This window comes from Pedococcus badiiscoriae, from assembly GCF_013408925.1.
GTDB lineage: Bacteria > Actinomycetota > Actinomycetes > Actinomycetales > Dermatophilaceae > Pedococcus > Pedococcus badiiscoriae.
This window is the reverse complement of the sequence record NZ_JACCAB010000001.1, coordinates 2,796,741-2,811,743: the sequence shown is the minus strand read 5'-3', so window position 1 is coordinate 2,811,743 and position 15,003 is coordinate 2,796,741. Positions and strand designations below refer to the sequence as shown.

The following is a 15,003-nucleotide window of genomic DNA, read 5'->3' as shown; positions in this document are numbered from 1 at the left end:
GAAAACGGCTCGGCCGTGCTGTCAGCGGCCGACTTGCTCGCGCAGGTAGGCCAACACGGCGTCGGTGCGGGCGTTCATCTCGGCGTCGTCGGCGCGCACCCCGCGGCCCAGCACCACCTGCTCCACGAGGTCTCCGGTGGCCAGGTCCTGACGCAGCACCACTCGCGCCGATCGTCGCGGCCCGAGCTCGATCCGCTGGGCCAGGACGACACTCGCCTGGACCCGCTCGCGCAGCGTCTCCGGCAGGAGGTTCGTGGCACCCAGCACCCATTGCGACGGCCGCGACCCGTCCACCCACGTCACCGTCAGCTGGGTGAGCTCGGGCGACCAGGTGCCACCGTCCACCTCGTGCCACGGACGGGCCAGCATCTGGTCGCCTGCCGCGCCCACCGCGTGGAGGGCGTGGTTGGTGGCCACGACCGTGGTGCCGCTGGCTTCCTCGCGGGCCCAGCTGAGCACCCGTTCGCCTGGTCCGAGCGCGATGGCCGACCGGACGGCGGAGGGCAGGCGCTCGCCACGGCGCAGGGAGATCGCCATCAGGAAGCCCGGTCGCGCAGCGTGGCGAGCTCGCGCTGGAGCTCCTGCAGCTCGCCGCTGAGGGCTCGCGCGGAGGCAGGGTCGGAGTGCGAGTCGGTGGCCATCCGGCGCATCGCTGACATCGCGTCGGCGATCCGCCGGGTCAGCGAGACCTCCTGGACCCGCATGAGCAGCGCGTCGATGTAACGCCGCTCCGGCAGGCCGGTCGCCTTGTCCATCCTGGTCGGCAGCGAGGCGACCGCGAGCTCGGCGACGAGGCCGTGCACCGCCAGCGGCGCGGCCTGGGTGACCCTGTCTGCCCAGGCCTGCACCGACAGACCACGCTGTGGTCCGCCGGCGCCGCGCACCCCGTCGAAGACCGCGCGGTGGGCCGGGGCGGTGAACGCATCTGCCGAGACCTTGTCGACGTCGTCAGGGTCGAAGCTGTCGGGGTACTGCAACAGCGTCTGGAGCAGCTGCCGCTCGGCGAACACGATGGGGTCGCGCAGGTCCGGGGCCGGGAGCGCGGCCCGGGCCTCCTCGATGGAGGGTTCCGGCACGCTGTCGGCGTCGGGACGACGCTCGCGACCGGGGGGCGCGTCGGCGGCCTCCTTGGCGTCCCGCGCGGCCAGCCGCTGGGCCCGGGACACCTCGGCCTGCACCTGCTCGACCTCGACGCCGATCCAGCCGGCGACGGTGCGGATGTACTCGGGGCGCATCGAGCTGTCCCTGATGGAGTTGACGATCGGCGCGGCGGCGCGCATGGCCTGAACCCGGCCCTCGGCGGTCGACATGTCGAACCGGTCGATGGTGGTGCGGACCGCGAACTCGAACAGCGGCACGGCGTCGTCGATCAGGTGGCGCACGGCGTCGTCACCCTTGGCGATCCGCAGCTCGCACGGGTCCATCCCGCCACCGGCCACGGCGACGAAGGACTGCGAGGCCCAGCGCTGGTCCTCGGCGAACGACCGCATGGCGGCCTTCTGCCCCGCCGCGTCCCCGTCGAACGTGAACACGACGCGAGCCGGGGCGAGGTCCACCTCGTCGCGCATGATCCGGCGCAGCAGCTTGATGTGGTCGATGCCGAACGCGGTGCCACACGTCGCCACCGCGCCCTCGATGCCGGCCAGGTGGCAGGCCATCACGTCGGTGTAGCCCTCGACGACGACCGCCTTGCGTTCTGCCGCAATGGATTTCTTCGCCGCGTCGAGGCCGTAGAGCACCGTCGACTTCTTGTAGATGGGGGTCTCGGACGTGTTGAGGTACTTCGCCGCGATCCGGTCGTCGTCGTACAGCCGTCGCGCGCCGAACCCCACGGTGTCGCCGGTGATGTCCCGGATCGGCCAGACCAGCCGTCCCCGGAACCGGTCGTAGAGCCCGCGGCTCCCGCGCCCGGACAACCCGCCCAGGACGAGCTCCTCGTCGGTGAAGCCCTTGGCCCGCAGGTGTCGCGAGAGCTCCTCGCCGCCTCGCGGCGCGAACCCCACGCCGAACCGCTTCGCCGCCTCGCTGTCGAACCCGCGCTCGCGCAGGAAGTCGCGACCGGCCCTGGCCTCGGGCGCGTTGAGCAGGGCGTGGTGGTAGAACTCCTGCGCCACCCGGTGGGCCTCGACCAGCCTCGACCGGCGCCCGAGGGTCTCGCCGTCGCGCGGCTTGCCGCCCTCCTCGTAGTGCAGCTCCATGCCCAGCTTCTGGGCCAGCCGCTCGATCGCCTCGCTGAAGGTGAGGTGCTCAACCTTCTGCACGAACGAGATGACGTCGCCGCCCTCGCCGCACCCGAAGCAGTGCCAGGCGCCGACGGCGGGCCGGATGTTGAACGACGGCGTCTTCTCGTCGTGGAAGGGGCACAAACCCTTCATCGAGCCGGGCCCGGCAGGTCGAAGGGTCACGTGCTCGCGCACGACGTCCTCGATCGACGAACGCTCCTTCACGAGCGCGACGTCGTCGGCCTTGATCCGACCCGGCACTGGCCCTCCTTGTCGCGGCCGAGTCTAGGCGGTGCCTCCCCTCCCGCGTGGCCCACCTCCACAGGTGGGTACGCCGCGTGGCCGGCCCACCGGCATACCTCGACTTGGGTCGTCGGCGACGAGAAAGGTAAGGTAAGCCTTGCCTTCTCGTCCCCTGCAGCTCAGGAGCTCCCCACCGTGATCGTCCGACGGACCGCCCTGCTCGCCCTGGCGACCACCGCCACCCTGGCACTGACGGCCTGCGGTGGTGGCAGCAGCCTCGAGGCGGGCAAGAACCTCGACCCCACGAAGCTGACCATCTACAGCGCCCAGCACCAGAACCTCACCGAGGCGTGGGCGAAGAAGTTCCAGGAGGCCAGCGGGATCACAGTGCAGATCCGCTACGGGTCGGACTCCTCGATGGCCGCCCAGATCGTGCAGGAGGGCGCCAAGAGCCCCGCGGACGTGTTCCTCACCGAGAACTCCCCCGCGATGACCACGGTGCAGAACGCCGGCCTCCTCGCGAAGGTCGACGACGCCACCATCAGCCAGGTCGGCGCCGACTACGCGCCCTCGACGCACCAGTGGGTCGGGATCGCCGCCCGCTCGACCGTGCTCGTCTACAACCCCAGCAAGATCTCCGCCGCCGAGCTGCCGACGTCGATCATGGACCTGCAGGACCCGAAGTGGAAGGGCAGGTGGGGCGCGGCCGCCGGCGGTGCGGACTTCCAGGCCATCGTCTCGGCCATCCTCGAGACCCAGGGTCAGGACAAGACCGCCGCGTGGCTCAAGGGCCTCAAGGACGGCGCCCAGATCTACCAGAACAACATCGCCGTGATGAAGGCCGTCAACGCCGGGCAGGTGCCGGTCGGGATCATGTACCACTACTACTGGTACCGCGACCAGGCGCTCACGAAGGCAGGCAGCAAGAACACCAAGCTCCTGTACTTCCGCCACCAGGACCCCGGTGCGTTCGTCAGCGTCTCCGGCGGGGCCGTCCTGAAGTCGAGCAAGCAGGCTGCGAAGGCGCAGAAGTTCCTCGCCTTCGTGACCTCCAAGACCGGCCAGACCATCCTCGCGACCAGCGACGCCAAGGAGTATGCCGTGGGCAAGGGCGTGGCCTCCGACAAGGCCCTCGAGCCGCTGGCCACGCTCGACGCGCCGCACGTGGACCCGTTCACGCTCAACGGCCCCAAGGTCATCGAGCTGATGACCCAGGCGGGCATCCTCTAGGTGCGCCTGCCTCGTCGGGGCGCGTCCAGCCCCACCCCGCCCGCGGTCGTCGCGGCCAGCCTGGTCGTGGCGGCGGTCTGCGTGCTGCCCCTGGCGGTCGTCGCGGTCAAGGCGTTCGAGATCGGCTGGAGCCCCGCCTGGCACCTGCTCTGGCGGCCCCGGGTCGGTGAGCTGCTGCGCAACACCGCTGCGCTGGTGGCGCTCACCGTCACGCTGACCACCGCGATCGGCATCGGTACCGCCTGGCTGGTCGAACGGACCTCGCTGCCCGGGGCGAAGTTCTGGCGCGTCCTGATGGTCTGCCCGCTGGCCGTGCCGGCGTTCGTCAACTCCTACGCCTGGGTCACGGTGCGCCCCGACCTGCAGGGACTCAACGGCGCGGTGCTGGTGACGACCCTGTCGTACTTCCCGTTCGTCTTCCTGCCGGTGGCTGCCGTGCTGCGCGGGCTCGACCAGAGCCTCGAGGACTCCGCGCGGTCGCTGGGCCTGGGTCCCTGGCGGTCCTTCTTCCGCGCGGTCCTGCCCCAGCTGCGACCCGCGGCCCTCGGCGGCATGCTGCTCGTGTCGCTCCACCTGCTGTCCGAGTTCGGCGTGCTCGCCATGCTGCGCTTCCCGACCTTCACGACGGCGATCCTCGAGCAGTTCCAGGTGGCCTTCAGCAACAGCGCCGGCAGCCTGCTCGCCGTCGTCCTGATCGCGCTGTGCCTGGGGCTCCTGACCGCGGAGCTGCTGCTGCGCGGCACGACGCGCCATGCCCGACTGGGTCGCGGCGCGGCCCGACGCGCCCTGCCCGCCAGGCTCGGCCGGTGGACGGCTCCGGCGCTGCTCGGCATGGGCGTCCTGACGGCGCTGGCCCTGGGGGTGCCCCTCGGGAGCCTCGTCTACTGGTTCCGCGCGGGCAGCGGCGGCCTGACGGAGAGCACCTTCGACCCTGCCCAGCTGGTCACGACCCTGTGGGGAACGCTGCGGCTCGCCCTCACCGCGGGGGTGGTCACGGTGGTGGCGGCCTTCCCGGTGGCGTGGCTCATCGCCCGACGCCGCACCTGGATGTCCGTGCTGGTCGAGCGCGCCACCTATGTCGCCTCGTCGCTGCCCGGGGTGGTCATCGCCCTGGCCCTGGTCACCCTGGCGGTCCGCTACGCCCGGCCGGTCTACCAGACCAGCGTCGTCCTCGTCGCGGCCTACGCGATCCTGTTCATCCCGCGCGCGATGGTGACCATCCGCGCGGCCATGGCGCACGCACCCGGAGAGCTCACGGAGGCGGCACGGGCCCTGGGCGACGGGCCTTTCCGCGCCTTCGTGCGCGTGCTCGTCCCCCTCACCGCGCCCGGTGCGCTGGCCGGCTTCGCGATGGTCTTCATCGCCACGTCGACCGAGCTGACCGCGACGCTCCTGCTCGCCCCCACCGGCACCCAGACACTGGCCACGGCCTTCTGGAGCGCGAGTGAGAGCATCGACTACGCGGGCGCCGCGCCCTATGCCGCAGCACTGGTGCTGGTGTCCGCGCCGCTGACCTACCTGTTGCTGCGCCGACCCGACGAGGAGCCCGCCCTGTGACCACGCTGCGCATCTCCGGTGTGGCCGCGTCCTACGACGGACGACCGGTCCTGCACGGTCTCGACCTCGTCGTGCCGTCCGGCACCACGTCGGCGATCCTCGGCGCTTCCGGCTGCGGCAAGACGACCCTGTTGCGCGTGGTAGCCGGTTTCCAGCCGGCCGACGAGGGCGTCGTCGAGCTGGGTGAGCGGATCGTGGCGGGTCCGGGGGTGTGGGTGGCGCCGGAGAAGCGCGGCATCGGCTACGTCGCCCAGGAGGGCAACCTCTTCCCGCACCTGAGCGTCGGTGCCAACGTGTCCTACGGCCTTGACCGGCATGCTCGCCGCACGGGGGAACGCGTGGCCGAGCTGCTCGAGCTCGTGGGGCTCTCCCCCGACCTCGCGAGCCGCCGACCCGACCAGCTCTCCGGTGGCCAGCAGCAGCGGGTCGCCCTGGCCAGGGCCCTCGCCCGGCGCCCCACGCTGGTGCTGCTCGACGAGCCGTTCTCCTCCCTCGACGCCGGGCTGCGCTCCTCGACCCGCGAGGCCGTCGCGCAAGCGCTGGCCCACGAGGACGTGACGGTCGTGCTCGTCACCCATGACCAGGCCGAGGCGCTGTCCTTCGCCGACCAGGTCGCGATCATGCACGACGGCCGCTTCTCGCAGGTGGGGACGCCCGCCGAGGTCTACGGCACCCCCGCGGACCGGCATGCGGCGGCTTTTCTCGGCGACGCCGTGTTCCTGCGTGGCACCGCCGACGGCACCGACGTCAGCACCGCACTCGGGCGGCTCGCGGTCCACCAGCCGGCTCCGGCCGGCACGGTGGACGTGCTGATCCGCCCCGAGCAGATCGTCCTTCGCGACATGGCGCCGGGGATCCCCTGCGCCGAGGTCCTCTCGACGACCTACTTCGGCCACGACGCGCTCGTGGCCCTGCGGCTGCAGGCCGACCACACCGTGGTGACGGCGCGTGTCCACGGCTCGGACGTGCCGCACACGGGGTCGATCGTCGGCCTCTCGGTGGTCGGCGAGGCCCGCGCGTTCGACGCCCACTGAGCTCACCGGGACTCAGCCGACCCGGTCAGCTCCAGGCGCGGTGCAGGTACTCCGCCCGCACGTCCGTGAGCGAGGCCACCTGGTCGACCACGACGCGCAGGGCGGCGGCGTCGGACTCGGCGCTCTTCCAGTCCCCCAGCAGGTCGGGGTCGAGCCGTCCGACCGGGTCCTGCTGGTAGCCGGCGACCAGGTCTGCCACGACCTCCCGCTGCCGGCTGAGCATGTCCACCCGCTCCTGGGCGTGCATGACGAAGTGGGCCACTACGGCCTTGAGGACCGCGCACTCCGCACGCGTCTCGTCGGGGACCACCAGGTCGGCCGCGTACCGGGTCAGCGGGCCGTCCCCGTGTCGCTCGCGGGTGGCGACCTCGACGCCGTGGACGAACCGCCCGATGAGCCGCGAGGTCATGTCCTTGAGCGCCGCCCGATCCGCCCGCGAGCCGTCGTACGCCGTGGGGACCGCGCCGCTGGCCAGGACGCGTTCGAGCGCCGCGCCGAGGGCATCGACCCCCAGGTCCGCTGCATAGAGTCCCGTCGCGACGGCCAGCACGGAGTCGACGTCCGTGGTGTCGCGCAGTCGTCGTACGTCCAGGCGGCCCGAGGCGATCGCGTCCTCGACGTCGTGGACCGAGTAGGCGACGTCGTCGGACCAGTCCATGACGTCGGCTTCGATGCAGCGCTCCCCCGGCGCCCTGCCGTCCCGGAACCACTCGAAGACCGGCACGTCGTCGGCATAGACGCCGAACTTCCTGGTGGGAGTACTGCTTTCACCGCGCACCCACGGGTACTTGGTGGCGGCGTCCAGGGTGGCGCGGGTGAGGTTGAGGCCGGCGGGCCGTCCGTCGGGATGGACCCGCTTGGGCTCGAGCCGGGTCAGCAGGCGCAGCGTCTGGGCATTGCCCTCGAAGCCGCCGATGTCGTGGGCGAGCTCGTCAAGTGCGCGCTCGCCGTTGTGGCCGAACGGCGGGTGCCCCAGGTCGTGCGCCAGGCAGGCGGAGTCGACGACGTCGGCACTGCACCCGAGCGCCTCTCCGAACTCACGACCGATCTGCGCCACTTCGAGACTGTGCGTCAGCCGGTTGCGGACGAAGTCGTCGTCGCCGGGCTGGACGACCTGGGTCTTGGCCGACAACCGGCGCAGCGAGGCGGAGTGGACGAGCCTGGCCCGGTCGCGGGCGAAGTCGTCGCGGTCCGCGCGCTTGGTGGCAGGGTCCTCCCGCACCCAGCGCTGCCGGTCCACCGAGCTGTAAGCCACCGGCCGAGCCTACGACCGGGCTGCGCGGGCTGCCTCGGCAGCCCGCTCCACCCACCTGGGCTGCTCGCCGTACCGCTGGCTCGGGATCAGCCGGCCGGCGGCGCTGTCCTCCAGCAGCTGCGCCATCCGCTTGTCCCGGGTGGCCTCCTGCTTGGCGGTCATCACCCAGTGGAAGGCGAGCTTGCGGTACGAGGCGGTGGCGACCTCCAGGAAGGCACTCGCCGCGGCGTCGGCACCCAGCCGGGCGGCATACTCCGGCGCCAGCGCGACCTCGCCCGGAGTCTCGTAGGAGTAGATGCCGGAGCGGTCGGCCCGGCGCAGCCCGAAGGCGGCCAGCCCCGATGGCTGCATGCGACCCTCCCTCGTGAGGCGCTCGACGGCAGCGATGTTGATCGAGCTCCAGTTGCTGCCGCGCTTGCGTGGGGTCCACCGCTGTCGGATCGTGTCGTCGTCGACGCGCTGCGCGACCGAGTCGATCCAGCCCCAGCACAGCGCCTCGAGGACCGCCTGCTCCCAGGTGAGCCCCCGCTGCGGCACGTGCCGCTTGTACAGGCCCATCCACAGCTCGGTGGCGGTGTCGTGGTGCGCCGCCAGCCAGGCGCCGAACTCCTCAGGCCCCGAGAAGAACGTCGCGGGCCGGTCCGCCGTCCCGCCCGGCGTGCCGATCTGCTTCGCCGTTCCCTTCCGCGTCATGGTCGCAGCCTGCCACGGGGGTCCGACGCCCGCGCCACGTCTGGTAGCCCACGGCGGCCGCCGCGATCCCGCCGGCCCACACCACGTGCCAGCCGTTCATGACCAGCAACCCGACGACCGACGTGAGGGCGACCAGGGCAGCCCACCACACCCGCGTCCCCCGCGGGAGGAGGCGGACGGCGGCCGCCGTGCCGAGGACGTACACCAGGGTGAAACAACCGGTGGCCAGCAGCATCAACGGGGTCAGCCCGAGGTGGAGCACCTCCTCGGCGACCAGCCACAGCACGGACTGCACGACGATGAGGACCAGGCTCCGTCGTGGCACCTGGCCGGGGCCCGACCCCGCGGCGAGGTATGCCGGGAGCGCACCGTCGCGGGCCAGCGCCGCCCCCAACCGGGAGCCACCGGCGAAGTACGCGTTCATCGCCCCGACCGTGAGCAGGACGGCCACCACGGCGGTCACGACCCGCACCTGGCCACCGACCCCTGCCGCGAGCAGGTCCGACAGCGGCGCCTCGCTGGCACCGGTCGCGGGCCCCAGCACCAGCAGGCTGGTGGCCGCCAGCGCGAGGTAGAGGGTGCCGACCACGACGAGGGCGATGGCCGTGGCTCGCGGCACGTCGCGGCCCGGTCGCCGGTAGTCGCCGGCGAGGGACGCGACGGCTTCCCAGCCGGCAAATCCCCAGACCAGCAGCGCGGCTGCCGACCCCACGGCGGCCCAACCGTGCGGCGCGAACGGCTGCAGGTGGTCCCACCGCGCCCGGGGCAGGGCCGCGACGATCGTGACCACCATCAGGGCGGCCAGGATCGCGGTGAGGCCGAGCTGGACCCGCCCGGACAGGCGCAGCCCCGCGGCGTTCATGAGCTCGACGCCGACGATGAGCGACACGGCGACCGCGACGGCCACGGTGCGTCCGCCTCCCACCGCATCGGCGACGTAGCCTCCGGCCATCAGCGACGCCGGAGGGGCCCCCACCGGCACCGCGAACAGGAAGCACCAGCCGACCGCGGCAGCAGCCCTGGGCCCGAACGCCCGTCCCACGTAGGTCGAGACCCCGCCGCTGTCGGGGAACCGCGCACCCATCGCGGCGAACGTCGACGCGAGCGGGATGCTGAGCACCACCAGGGCCGCCCAGGCGACCAGCGAGGCCGGTCCGGCGATGCCCGCGGCGATGGCGGGCAGGGTGATCACGCCGGTTCCCAGCACCGCACCGATCGAGAGGGCGGCCCCCTGCGGGATGCTCAAGCCTGCGTGCGGAGTCCTCGTCATGGCTCCAGCGTGGCCTGACATTGGCTCGGCCAGAAGATCCATTCCGCGTCCATTCGATTGAGCCAATGTCCTCTCCCGGACCTAGGCTTGCCGGGTGGACCTCCACCTCTCCACCGACGCCACCGGCGACCGCTCCGCGACCATCTACCGCGGGCTCCTCGAGGCCATCCTCGACGGCCGACTTGCCGCAGGTGAGCGGGTCCGGCCGAGCCGCGAGCTCGCCAGATCCCTCGGTGTCGCCCGCGGCACCGTCACCACGGCATACGACCGGCTCACCGCGGAGGGCTTCCTGGTGACCCGAGTGGGCTCGGGCACCTTCGTCAGCGGGGACGTCGTGCCCCACCGGCCCCGGCAGGCACTGGTGGGCGAGGTCCGGCCACGTGAGGTCTGGACGACCCTGCCGCCCCCGGTCCTCGACGCCCCGGTGGCCGAGCTCGACCTGTCCGTCGGCGGTCCGGACACCTCGCTGTTCCCCCTCGCGGTGTGGCGACGGCTCGTCTCCGCCACGCTCCGACCGTCGCTGCTGGCGGCCTCCGCCTACGACGGAGAGGGGGACGCCGGGCTGCGCCGCGAGATCGCGAGGTATGCCGGCCTGTCCCGGTCCGTCGTGGCGGGCCCGGCTGACGTGCTGCTCACCAACGGCGCCCAGCAGGGCCTCGATGTCGTCGCGCGGGCAGTGCTCGACCCCGGTGACGTCGTCGTCGTCGAGGACCCCGGGTACACGGCTGCGACGCGCCTGTTCGCCTCCCACGGGGCCAGGGTCCGGGGGGTCCGGGTGGACGCGGAGGGCCTGGTCGTCGCAGAGCTCCCACCCACCGCCCGGATGGTCTACGTCACCCCGTCGCACCAGTTCCCGACCGGCGCCGTGATGTCCTTGCGACGACGGATCGCGTTGCTGGAGTGGGCTTCTCGACGCAACGCAGTGGTCGTGGAGGACGACTACGACTCCGAGTTCAGGTTCGAGGACCGGCCGCTCGCGCCCCTGCAGAGCCTGGACCGGGACGGCCGGGTCGTCTATGTGGGCTCGTTCTCCAAGACGCTGATGCCGTCCCTGCGGGTGGGCTACCTCATCGCACCGCAGTCGCTGCAGGACACCCTGCGGCAGGCCAAGCTGCTGACCGACTGGCAGGGCGATGCCGTCACCCAGGGCGCCCTCGCGAGGTTCATGGCCGAGGGCCTGCTGTCGGCCCACGTCCGCCGGGTCTCCCGGATCTACGCGGAGCGCCGGGCCGCCCTGGTGAGCGGCCTCGGGCGCCTGCCCGCCGGCATCCTCGAGCTGCTTCCCTCGGCGGCGGGGCTGCATCTGTGCACCTACTTCGTCGACCCGGAGGTCGACGACGTGGCGGTGGCCAGGGCCGCGTCGGAGGCCGGGGTGTCGCTCGAACCGGTGTCGGTGCGGTTCCTCGACGCGCCGCCACGTCCCGGCCTGGCGATGGGCTTCCGACGGGTCACCGCGGAACAGGTGCCCGAGGCGATGCGCCGGCTCGCGAGCGTGCTCCCCCGGTAGCCCTCAGCCAGCCTCAGCCGCCGGAGACGGACAGCTCTGCCTCGGCGACGGAGCGCCGGTGGGCCTCGCTGAGCTCCCGGCTGTCGAGCCAGCCCTCGGGCAGTGCGACGTGTCGTGGCGATCCCGCCCGACCCCGTTGCCCCTCCGCGGCGTCGCCGGGCCAGGGTGCCGAGGCGTCCATCGTGGCGATCAGCGCGTCCAGCGCGGCCAGTGAGTCGACGAGCGCGAGGTGGTGGCGGACGGTGGACCCGGCGGGGAAACCCTTGAGGTACCAGGCGATGTGCTTGCGGATGTCCCGGCAGGCCTTGTACTCGTCACCGTAGAAGTCGATGAGGTACTCGGTGTGCCGCCGCATGGTCGCCGTCACCTCACCGAGGGTGGGCTCGACGCGTGCCGGCGCCCCGGCGAAGGCCGCCGCGAGGTCCGTGAACAGCCAGGGGCGCCCCAGGCAGCCGCGCCCGACGACCACGCCGTCGCACCCGGTCTCCTGGGTCATCCGGACCGCGTCCTCGGCCGACCAGATGTCGCCGTTGCCGAGCACCGGGATGCTCCGGACGGTCTCCTTGAGCCGGGCGATGGCGCTCCAGTCGGCTTCGCCCGAGTATGCCTGGGACGCGGTGCGACCGTGCAGCGCCACCGCGGCGACCCCGGCGCGCTCGGCGATGAGCCCGGCCTCCAGGTACGTCAGGTGGTCGTCGTCGATGCCCTTGCGCATCTTCACGGTGACCGGCACGTCATACGGGCTGGCCTCGCGGACCGCGCCGGTGACGATGGCGTCGAACAGGTCGCGCTTCCAGGGCAGGGCGGCGCCGCCGCCCTTGCGGGTGACCTTGGGGACGGGGCAGCCGAAGTTCAGGTCGATGTGGTCGGCGCGGTCCTCGGTGACGAGCATCCGGACCGCGGCCGCGACGGTGGCGGGGTCCACGCCGTAGAGCTGGATGGACCGCGGGTTCTCCTGCGGGTCGTGCTCGATCAGCCTCATCGACTCCGGCGTCCGCTCGACGAGCGCGCGCGAGGTGATCATCTCGCTGACATAGAGCGAGGTCGCGCCGGTGGCACCGCCGTGGTCGAGCCCCTGGTCGCCGTACTCGCGGCACAGCTTGCGGAACGCCCGGTTGGTGATGCCCGCCATCGGCGCCAGGACCACCGGCGACTCGATGGTGTGCCGGCCGATCTGCAGTGGTGGCAGCACGGCGGTCGGCGCACTCTGGTGCGTGGAGGTGGCGGTCATGACGCCCTAGTCTCCCATCTGCTGCTTGACTGGCCGAATGCGTGCCCTCGTCAGCGCTCCCGACCTCCTCGAGGAGCTCACCGGCAACCCCAGCGCCGTGGTGGTCGTCGACGTCCAGTGGAACCTCACCGCGGCTGCCGGTCCGCCGGGCCGCCAGCTGTATGCCGCGGCCCACCTGCCCGGCGCCCACCATGTCGACCTCGACGCCGAGCTCGCCGGCCCCCCGGGCCGCGGAGGCCGGCACCCGTTGCCCCAGGCGCACGCGGTCGAAGCCGCCGCACGGCGGTGCGGCGCCGGCAACGACTCCCGCATCGTCGTCTACGACCAGGGCCAGTCGTATGCCGCGGCGCGGGCCTGGTGGGTGCTGCGCCATTTCGGGGCGAGCGACGTGCACGTCCTCGACGGTGGTCTCGGCGCGTGGCGGTCGGTGGGCGGACCCGTGACCAGCGAGCTGCCCGATCCAGGGGCGGGGACCTTCGTGGCCCGCGCCGGCGGGATGCCCGTGGTCGATGCGGCCGGCGCCGAGCGGGTGGCCAAGGAGGGAGTCCTGCTCGATGTGCGGGCTCCCGAGCGGTTCCGCGGCGAGACCGAGCCGATCGACCCGGTGGCAGGACGGATCCCCGGGGGCGGCGAGTGCCCCAGCCACCGACACCCTCGGCCGTGACGGACGGCTCCTGGCCACCGGCGACCTGCGGGAGCTGTTCTCCCGCAACGGACTTCCGACCTCCGGGCCGGTCGCGGCCTACTGTGGCTCAGGGATCACGGCGGCGCACACCGTGCTCGCCCTGCACGAGACAGGCATCGAGGCGGCTCTCTATGCCGGGTCCTGGAGCGACTGGATCACCGACCCGAGCCGCCCTGTGGCCACCGGAGACTGACGGCGCCTCAGAGCCAGCCGTACTCGTCGGCGATCCGCACCGCGTCCGCCCGGTTGCGGGCCATCGTCTTGCCGATCGCCGACGAGAGGTGGTTGCGCACCGTGCCCTCGGAGAGACTCACGTGCCGGGCGATGTCGGCCACCGAACCACCCTCCCGGGCGGCGACCAGCACCTCGGTCTCGCGCGCCGTGAGGGGCGACTCACCACCGGCGAGCGAGTCCGCGGCCAGGGCCGGGTCGACCACCCGCAGGCCGGAGTGCACCCGTCGCACCGCCTCGGCGAGCTGACGGGCCGGGGTGTCCTTCACGACGAAGCCGCTTGCGCCTGCCTGCAGGGCCCGGCGAAGGAACCCCGGCCGGCCGAACGTGGTGACGATCAGCACCCGCACGCCGGGGAGCGCCTCGTGGAGGGCAGCCGTGGCGGCGATGCCGTCGAGGCCGGGCATCTCGACGTCGATGAGGGCCACGTCGGGCTTGCTGCTGCGAGCCGCGGCCACCACCGCGTCGCCGCTGCCGACCTCGGCGACGACCTCCATGTCTGGTTCGAGCCCGAGAAGGGTGGCGATGGCGCCGCGGACCATGGCCTGGTCGTCGGCCAGCAGCAGGCGGATCGTCATACCTCAATCCTCTCCGGCGCGCCCGGCTCCGCCGAGCGCGGGGCCGGTGACGCGATGACTGACAGCTCGAAACCGTGCGGCACGACGGGTCTGGTCAGCAGCTGTGCGCCGACCCCCACCGCCCGTTCCTTGAGTCCGACCAGGCCGGTGCCCGGCTTGCCCGGCCGCGAGCCGACGCCGTTGTCGGCCACCGTGATCCCGCGCTCGTCGAGGGTCACGCGGCAGCTGGTGGCCCCGCTGTGCCGGATGACGTTGGTGACCCCCTCGCGCAGGGTCCAGGCGCAGAGCTCACGCAGGTGGCTGGGCACGGCATCCGCTGCGGTCGGCAGGTCCGCCTCGATCCCCGCAGCAGCCAACGAGGAGCGGGCGCGGGCCAGCTCCGCCGGCAACGAGGTCTCACGGAACCCCGCGACAGCCTGCCTCACGTCGGCGAGGGCGTCGCGCGCCAGCCGCTCGAGGTCGGCGACCTCCACCTTGGCCCGCTCGGGGTCGACCTCCATCAGCCGGGCGGCGAGCTCGGCCTTGACGGTGATGACCGTGAGGCTGTGTCCGAGGATGTCGTGGACGTCCCGAGCCATCCGGTTGCGCTCGTCCTGGATGGCCAGTCGGGAGTTCTCCTCGCGCGCCTCCGCGAGCGCCCGCTGCCGCTGCGAGGCGATCATGCCTCCGGTGACTGCGGCCATCGCGAGCACCATCGACATGCTGATGCTGGCGTCGTGCCGCCAGCCGTCGACGTGGAAGGTGAGGAACTCGTAGAGCGCCACCAGCGCTCCCCCGATGACCAGCCCGATCCGGACCCGGAACGTCCACAGTCCCGAGACCGCGAGGAACACCCAGGTGGCAGCACCCTTTTGGCCGATGGTGATGGTCGCGAGCGCCGCCAGGACGGCCAGCCCGGCCCAGTAGAGGAGCCCTATCGACGTGACGTACCAGCGGGAGGCGATCGAGCCCCGGGTCCCCCAGACGGCCGCGCGCAGGTGGGAGAAGTGGAGCAGGTAGAGGACGACGAACAGGGCCAGCACCACCAGGCCGCCGTCGGCGCGCACTGCCTGGCGCTGGCGCCAGGCCGCACCCACGGCGTCGGCGAGGAACACCAGCCAGATCCCGGCGAAGACCAGGCCGGCGGCGCGTTCGCGCCAGGTGTTCTCGCCGGGGTGCCCGAAGAACGGCTGCCCGGAGTCCGGGCCCGCCGCGCGTCCGGGAAGCTCCGGGCCCGCCTCCTCGGTGATCTGTTCACTCACAGCCCCAAGCCTCTCAGACACGAGGG

At 72.5% G+C, this 15,003-nt stretch carries 13 protein-coding genes; 5 read left to right on the top strand and 8 right to left on the bottom strand.

Annotated elements, in window-relative coordinates:
- Window positions 1-21: 21 nt before the first annotated feature.
- Together BJ986_RS13255 and dnaG are read right to left on the bottom strand one after the other, a co-directional pair.
- Window positions 22-537, bottom strand: coding sequence for a hypothetical protein (locus BJ986_RS13255; RefSeq protein WP_179422405.1), 516 nt, complete (start codon window positions 535-537; stop codon window positions 22-24).
- Window positions 537-2,483, bottom strand: a complete 1,947-nt coding sequence (gene dnaG / locus BJ986_RS13250; protein WP_179422404.1) for a DNA primase — start codon at window positions 2,481-2,483, stop codon at window positions 537-539. Before dnaG ends, BJ986_RS13255 begins: the two co-directional genes overlap by 1 nt.
- A 177-nt stretch (window positions 2,484-2,660) precedes the next feature.
- On the opposite strand from dnaG, the gene BJ986_RS13245 reads away from it, so the two are divergent.
- From BJ986_RS13245 to BJ986_RS13235, 3 genes are read left to right on the top strand one after another with little or no spacing between them, the layout of a single operon-like run.
- Complete coding sequence (locus BJ986_RS13245; protein WP_179422403.1) at window positions 2,661-3,695, top strand: extracellular solute-binding protein; 1,035 nt, start codon at window positions 2,661-2,663, stop codon at window positions 3,693-3,695.
- Window positions 3,696-5,252 carry an ABC transporter permease subunit gene (locus tag BJ986_RS13240; protein WP_179422402.1) on the top strand — a complete coding sequence of 519 codons (1,557 nt, stop codon included), beginning with the start codon at window positions 3,696-3,698 and terminating at the stop codon, window positions 5,250-5,252.
- Window positions 5,249-6,286: an ATP-binding cassette domain-containing protein gene (locus BJ986_RS13235; RefSeq protein WP_179422401.1), complete on the top strand. Its 1,038-nt coding sequence runs from the start codon at window positions 5,249-5,251 to the stop codon at window positions 6,284-6,286. Before BJ986_RS13240 ends, BJ986_RS13235 begins: the two co-directional genes overlap by 4 nt.
- A 25-nt stretch (window positions 6,287-6,311) precedes the next feature.
- Here the strand turns inward: BJ986_RS13235 and BJ986_RS13230 are convergent, their stop codons facing one another.
- From BJ986_RS13230 to BJ986_RS13220, 3 genes are read right to left on the bottom strand one after another with little or no spacing between them, the layout of a single operon-like run.
- Window positions 6,312-7,541, bottom strand: a complete 1,230-nt coding sequence (locus BJ986_RS13230; RefSeq protein WP_179422400.1) for a deoxyguanosinetriphosphate triphosphohydrolase — start codon at window positions 7,539-7,541, stop codon at window positions 6,312-6,314.
- A gap of 9 nt (window positions 7,542-7,550) precedes the next feature.
- Complete coding sequence (locus BJ986_RS13225) at window positions 7,551-8,234, bottom strand: YdeI/OmpD-associated family protein (protein ID WP_179422399.1); 684 nt, start codon at window positions 8,232-8,234, stop codon at window positions 7,551-7,553.
- Window positions 8,152-9,504: an amino acid permease gene (locus BJ986_RS13220; protein ID WP_238338098.1), complete on the bottom strand. Its 1,353-nt coding sequence runs from the start codon at window positions 9,502-9,504 to the stop codon at window positions 8,152-8,154. The genes BJ986_RS13225 and BJ986_RS13220 overlap by 83 nt, the downstream gene beginning before the upstream one ends.
- A 94-nt stretch (window positions 9,505-9,598) precedes the next feature.
- On the opposite strand from BJ986_RS13220, the gene pdxR reads away from it, so the two are divergent.
- Entirely contained in the window at window positions 9,599-11,011 is a 1,413-nt protein-coding gene (pdxR, locus tag BJ986_RS16820; protein ID WP_179422398.1) for a MocR-like pyridoxine biosynthesis transcription factor PdxR, read from the top strand.
- A gap of 13 nt (window positions 11,012-11,024) precedes the next feature.
- Here pdxR and dusB read toward each other — a convergent pair whose 3' ends face one another.
- Complete coding sequence (gene dusB / locus BJ986_RS13210; RefSeq protein WP_179422397.1) at window positions 11,025-12,242, bottom strand: tRNA dihydrouridine synthase DusB; 1,218 nt, start codon at window positions 12,240-12,242, stop codon at window positions 11,025-11,027.
- A 37-nt stretch (window positions 12,243-12,279) separates the two neighbouring features.
- On the opposite strand from dusB, the gene BJ986_RS13205 reads away from it, so the two are divergent.
- Window positions 12,280-12,906, top strand: coding sequence for a sulfurtransferase (locus BJ986_RS13205; protein ID WP_337795274.1), 627 nt, complete (start codon window positions 12,280-12,282; stop codon window positions 12,904-12,906).
- A 221-nt stretch (window positions 12,907-13,127) separates the two neighbouring features.
- Here the strand turns inward: BJ986_RS13205 and BJ986_RS13200 are convergent, their stop codons facing one another.
- The gene (locus BJ986_RS13200; protein WP_179422396.1) at window positions 13,128-13,736 is read right to left on the bottom strand and encodes a response regulator transcription factor; all 609 of its coding nucleotides are present in this window, start codon (window positions 13,734-13,736) and stop codon (window positions 13,128-13,130) included.
- Window positions 13,733-14,977 carry a histidine kinase gene (locus BJ986_RS16815; protein WP_202881255.1) on the bottom strand — a complete coding sequence of 415 codons (1,245 nt, stop codon included), beginning with the start codon at window positions 14,975-14,977 and terminating at the stop codon, window positions 13,733-13,735. Before BJ986_RS16815 ends, BJ986_RS13200 begins: the two co-directional genes overlap by 4 nt.
- Window positions 14,978-15,003: the final 26 nt, after the last annotated feature.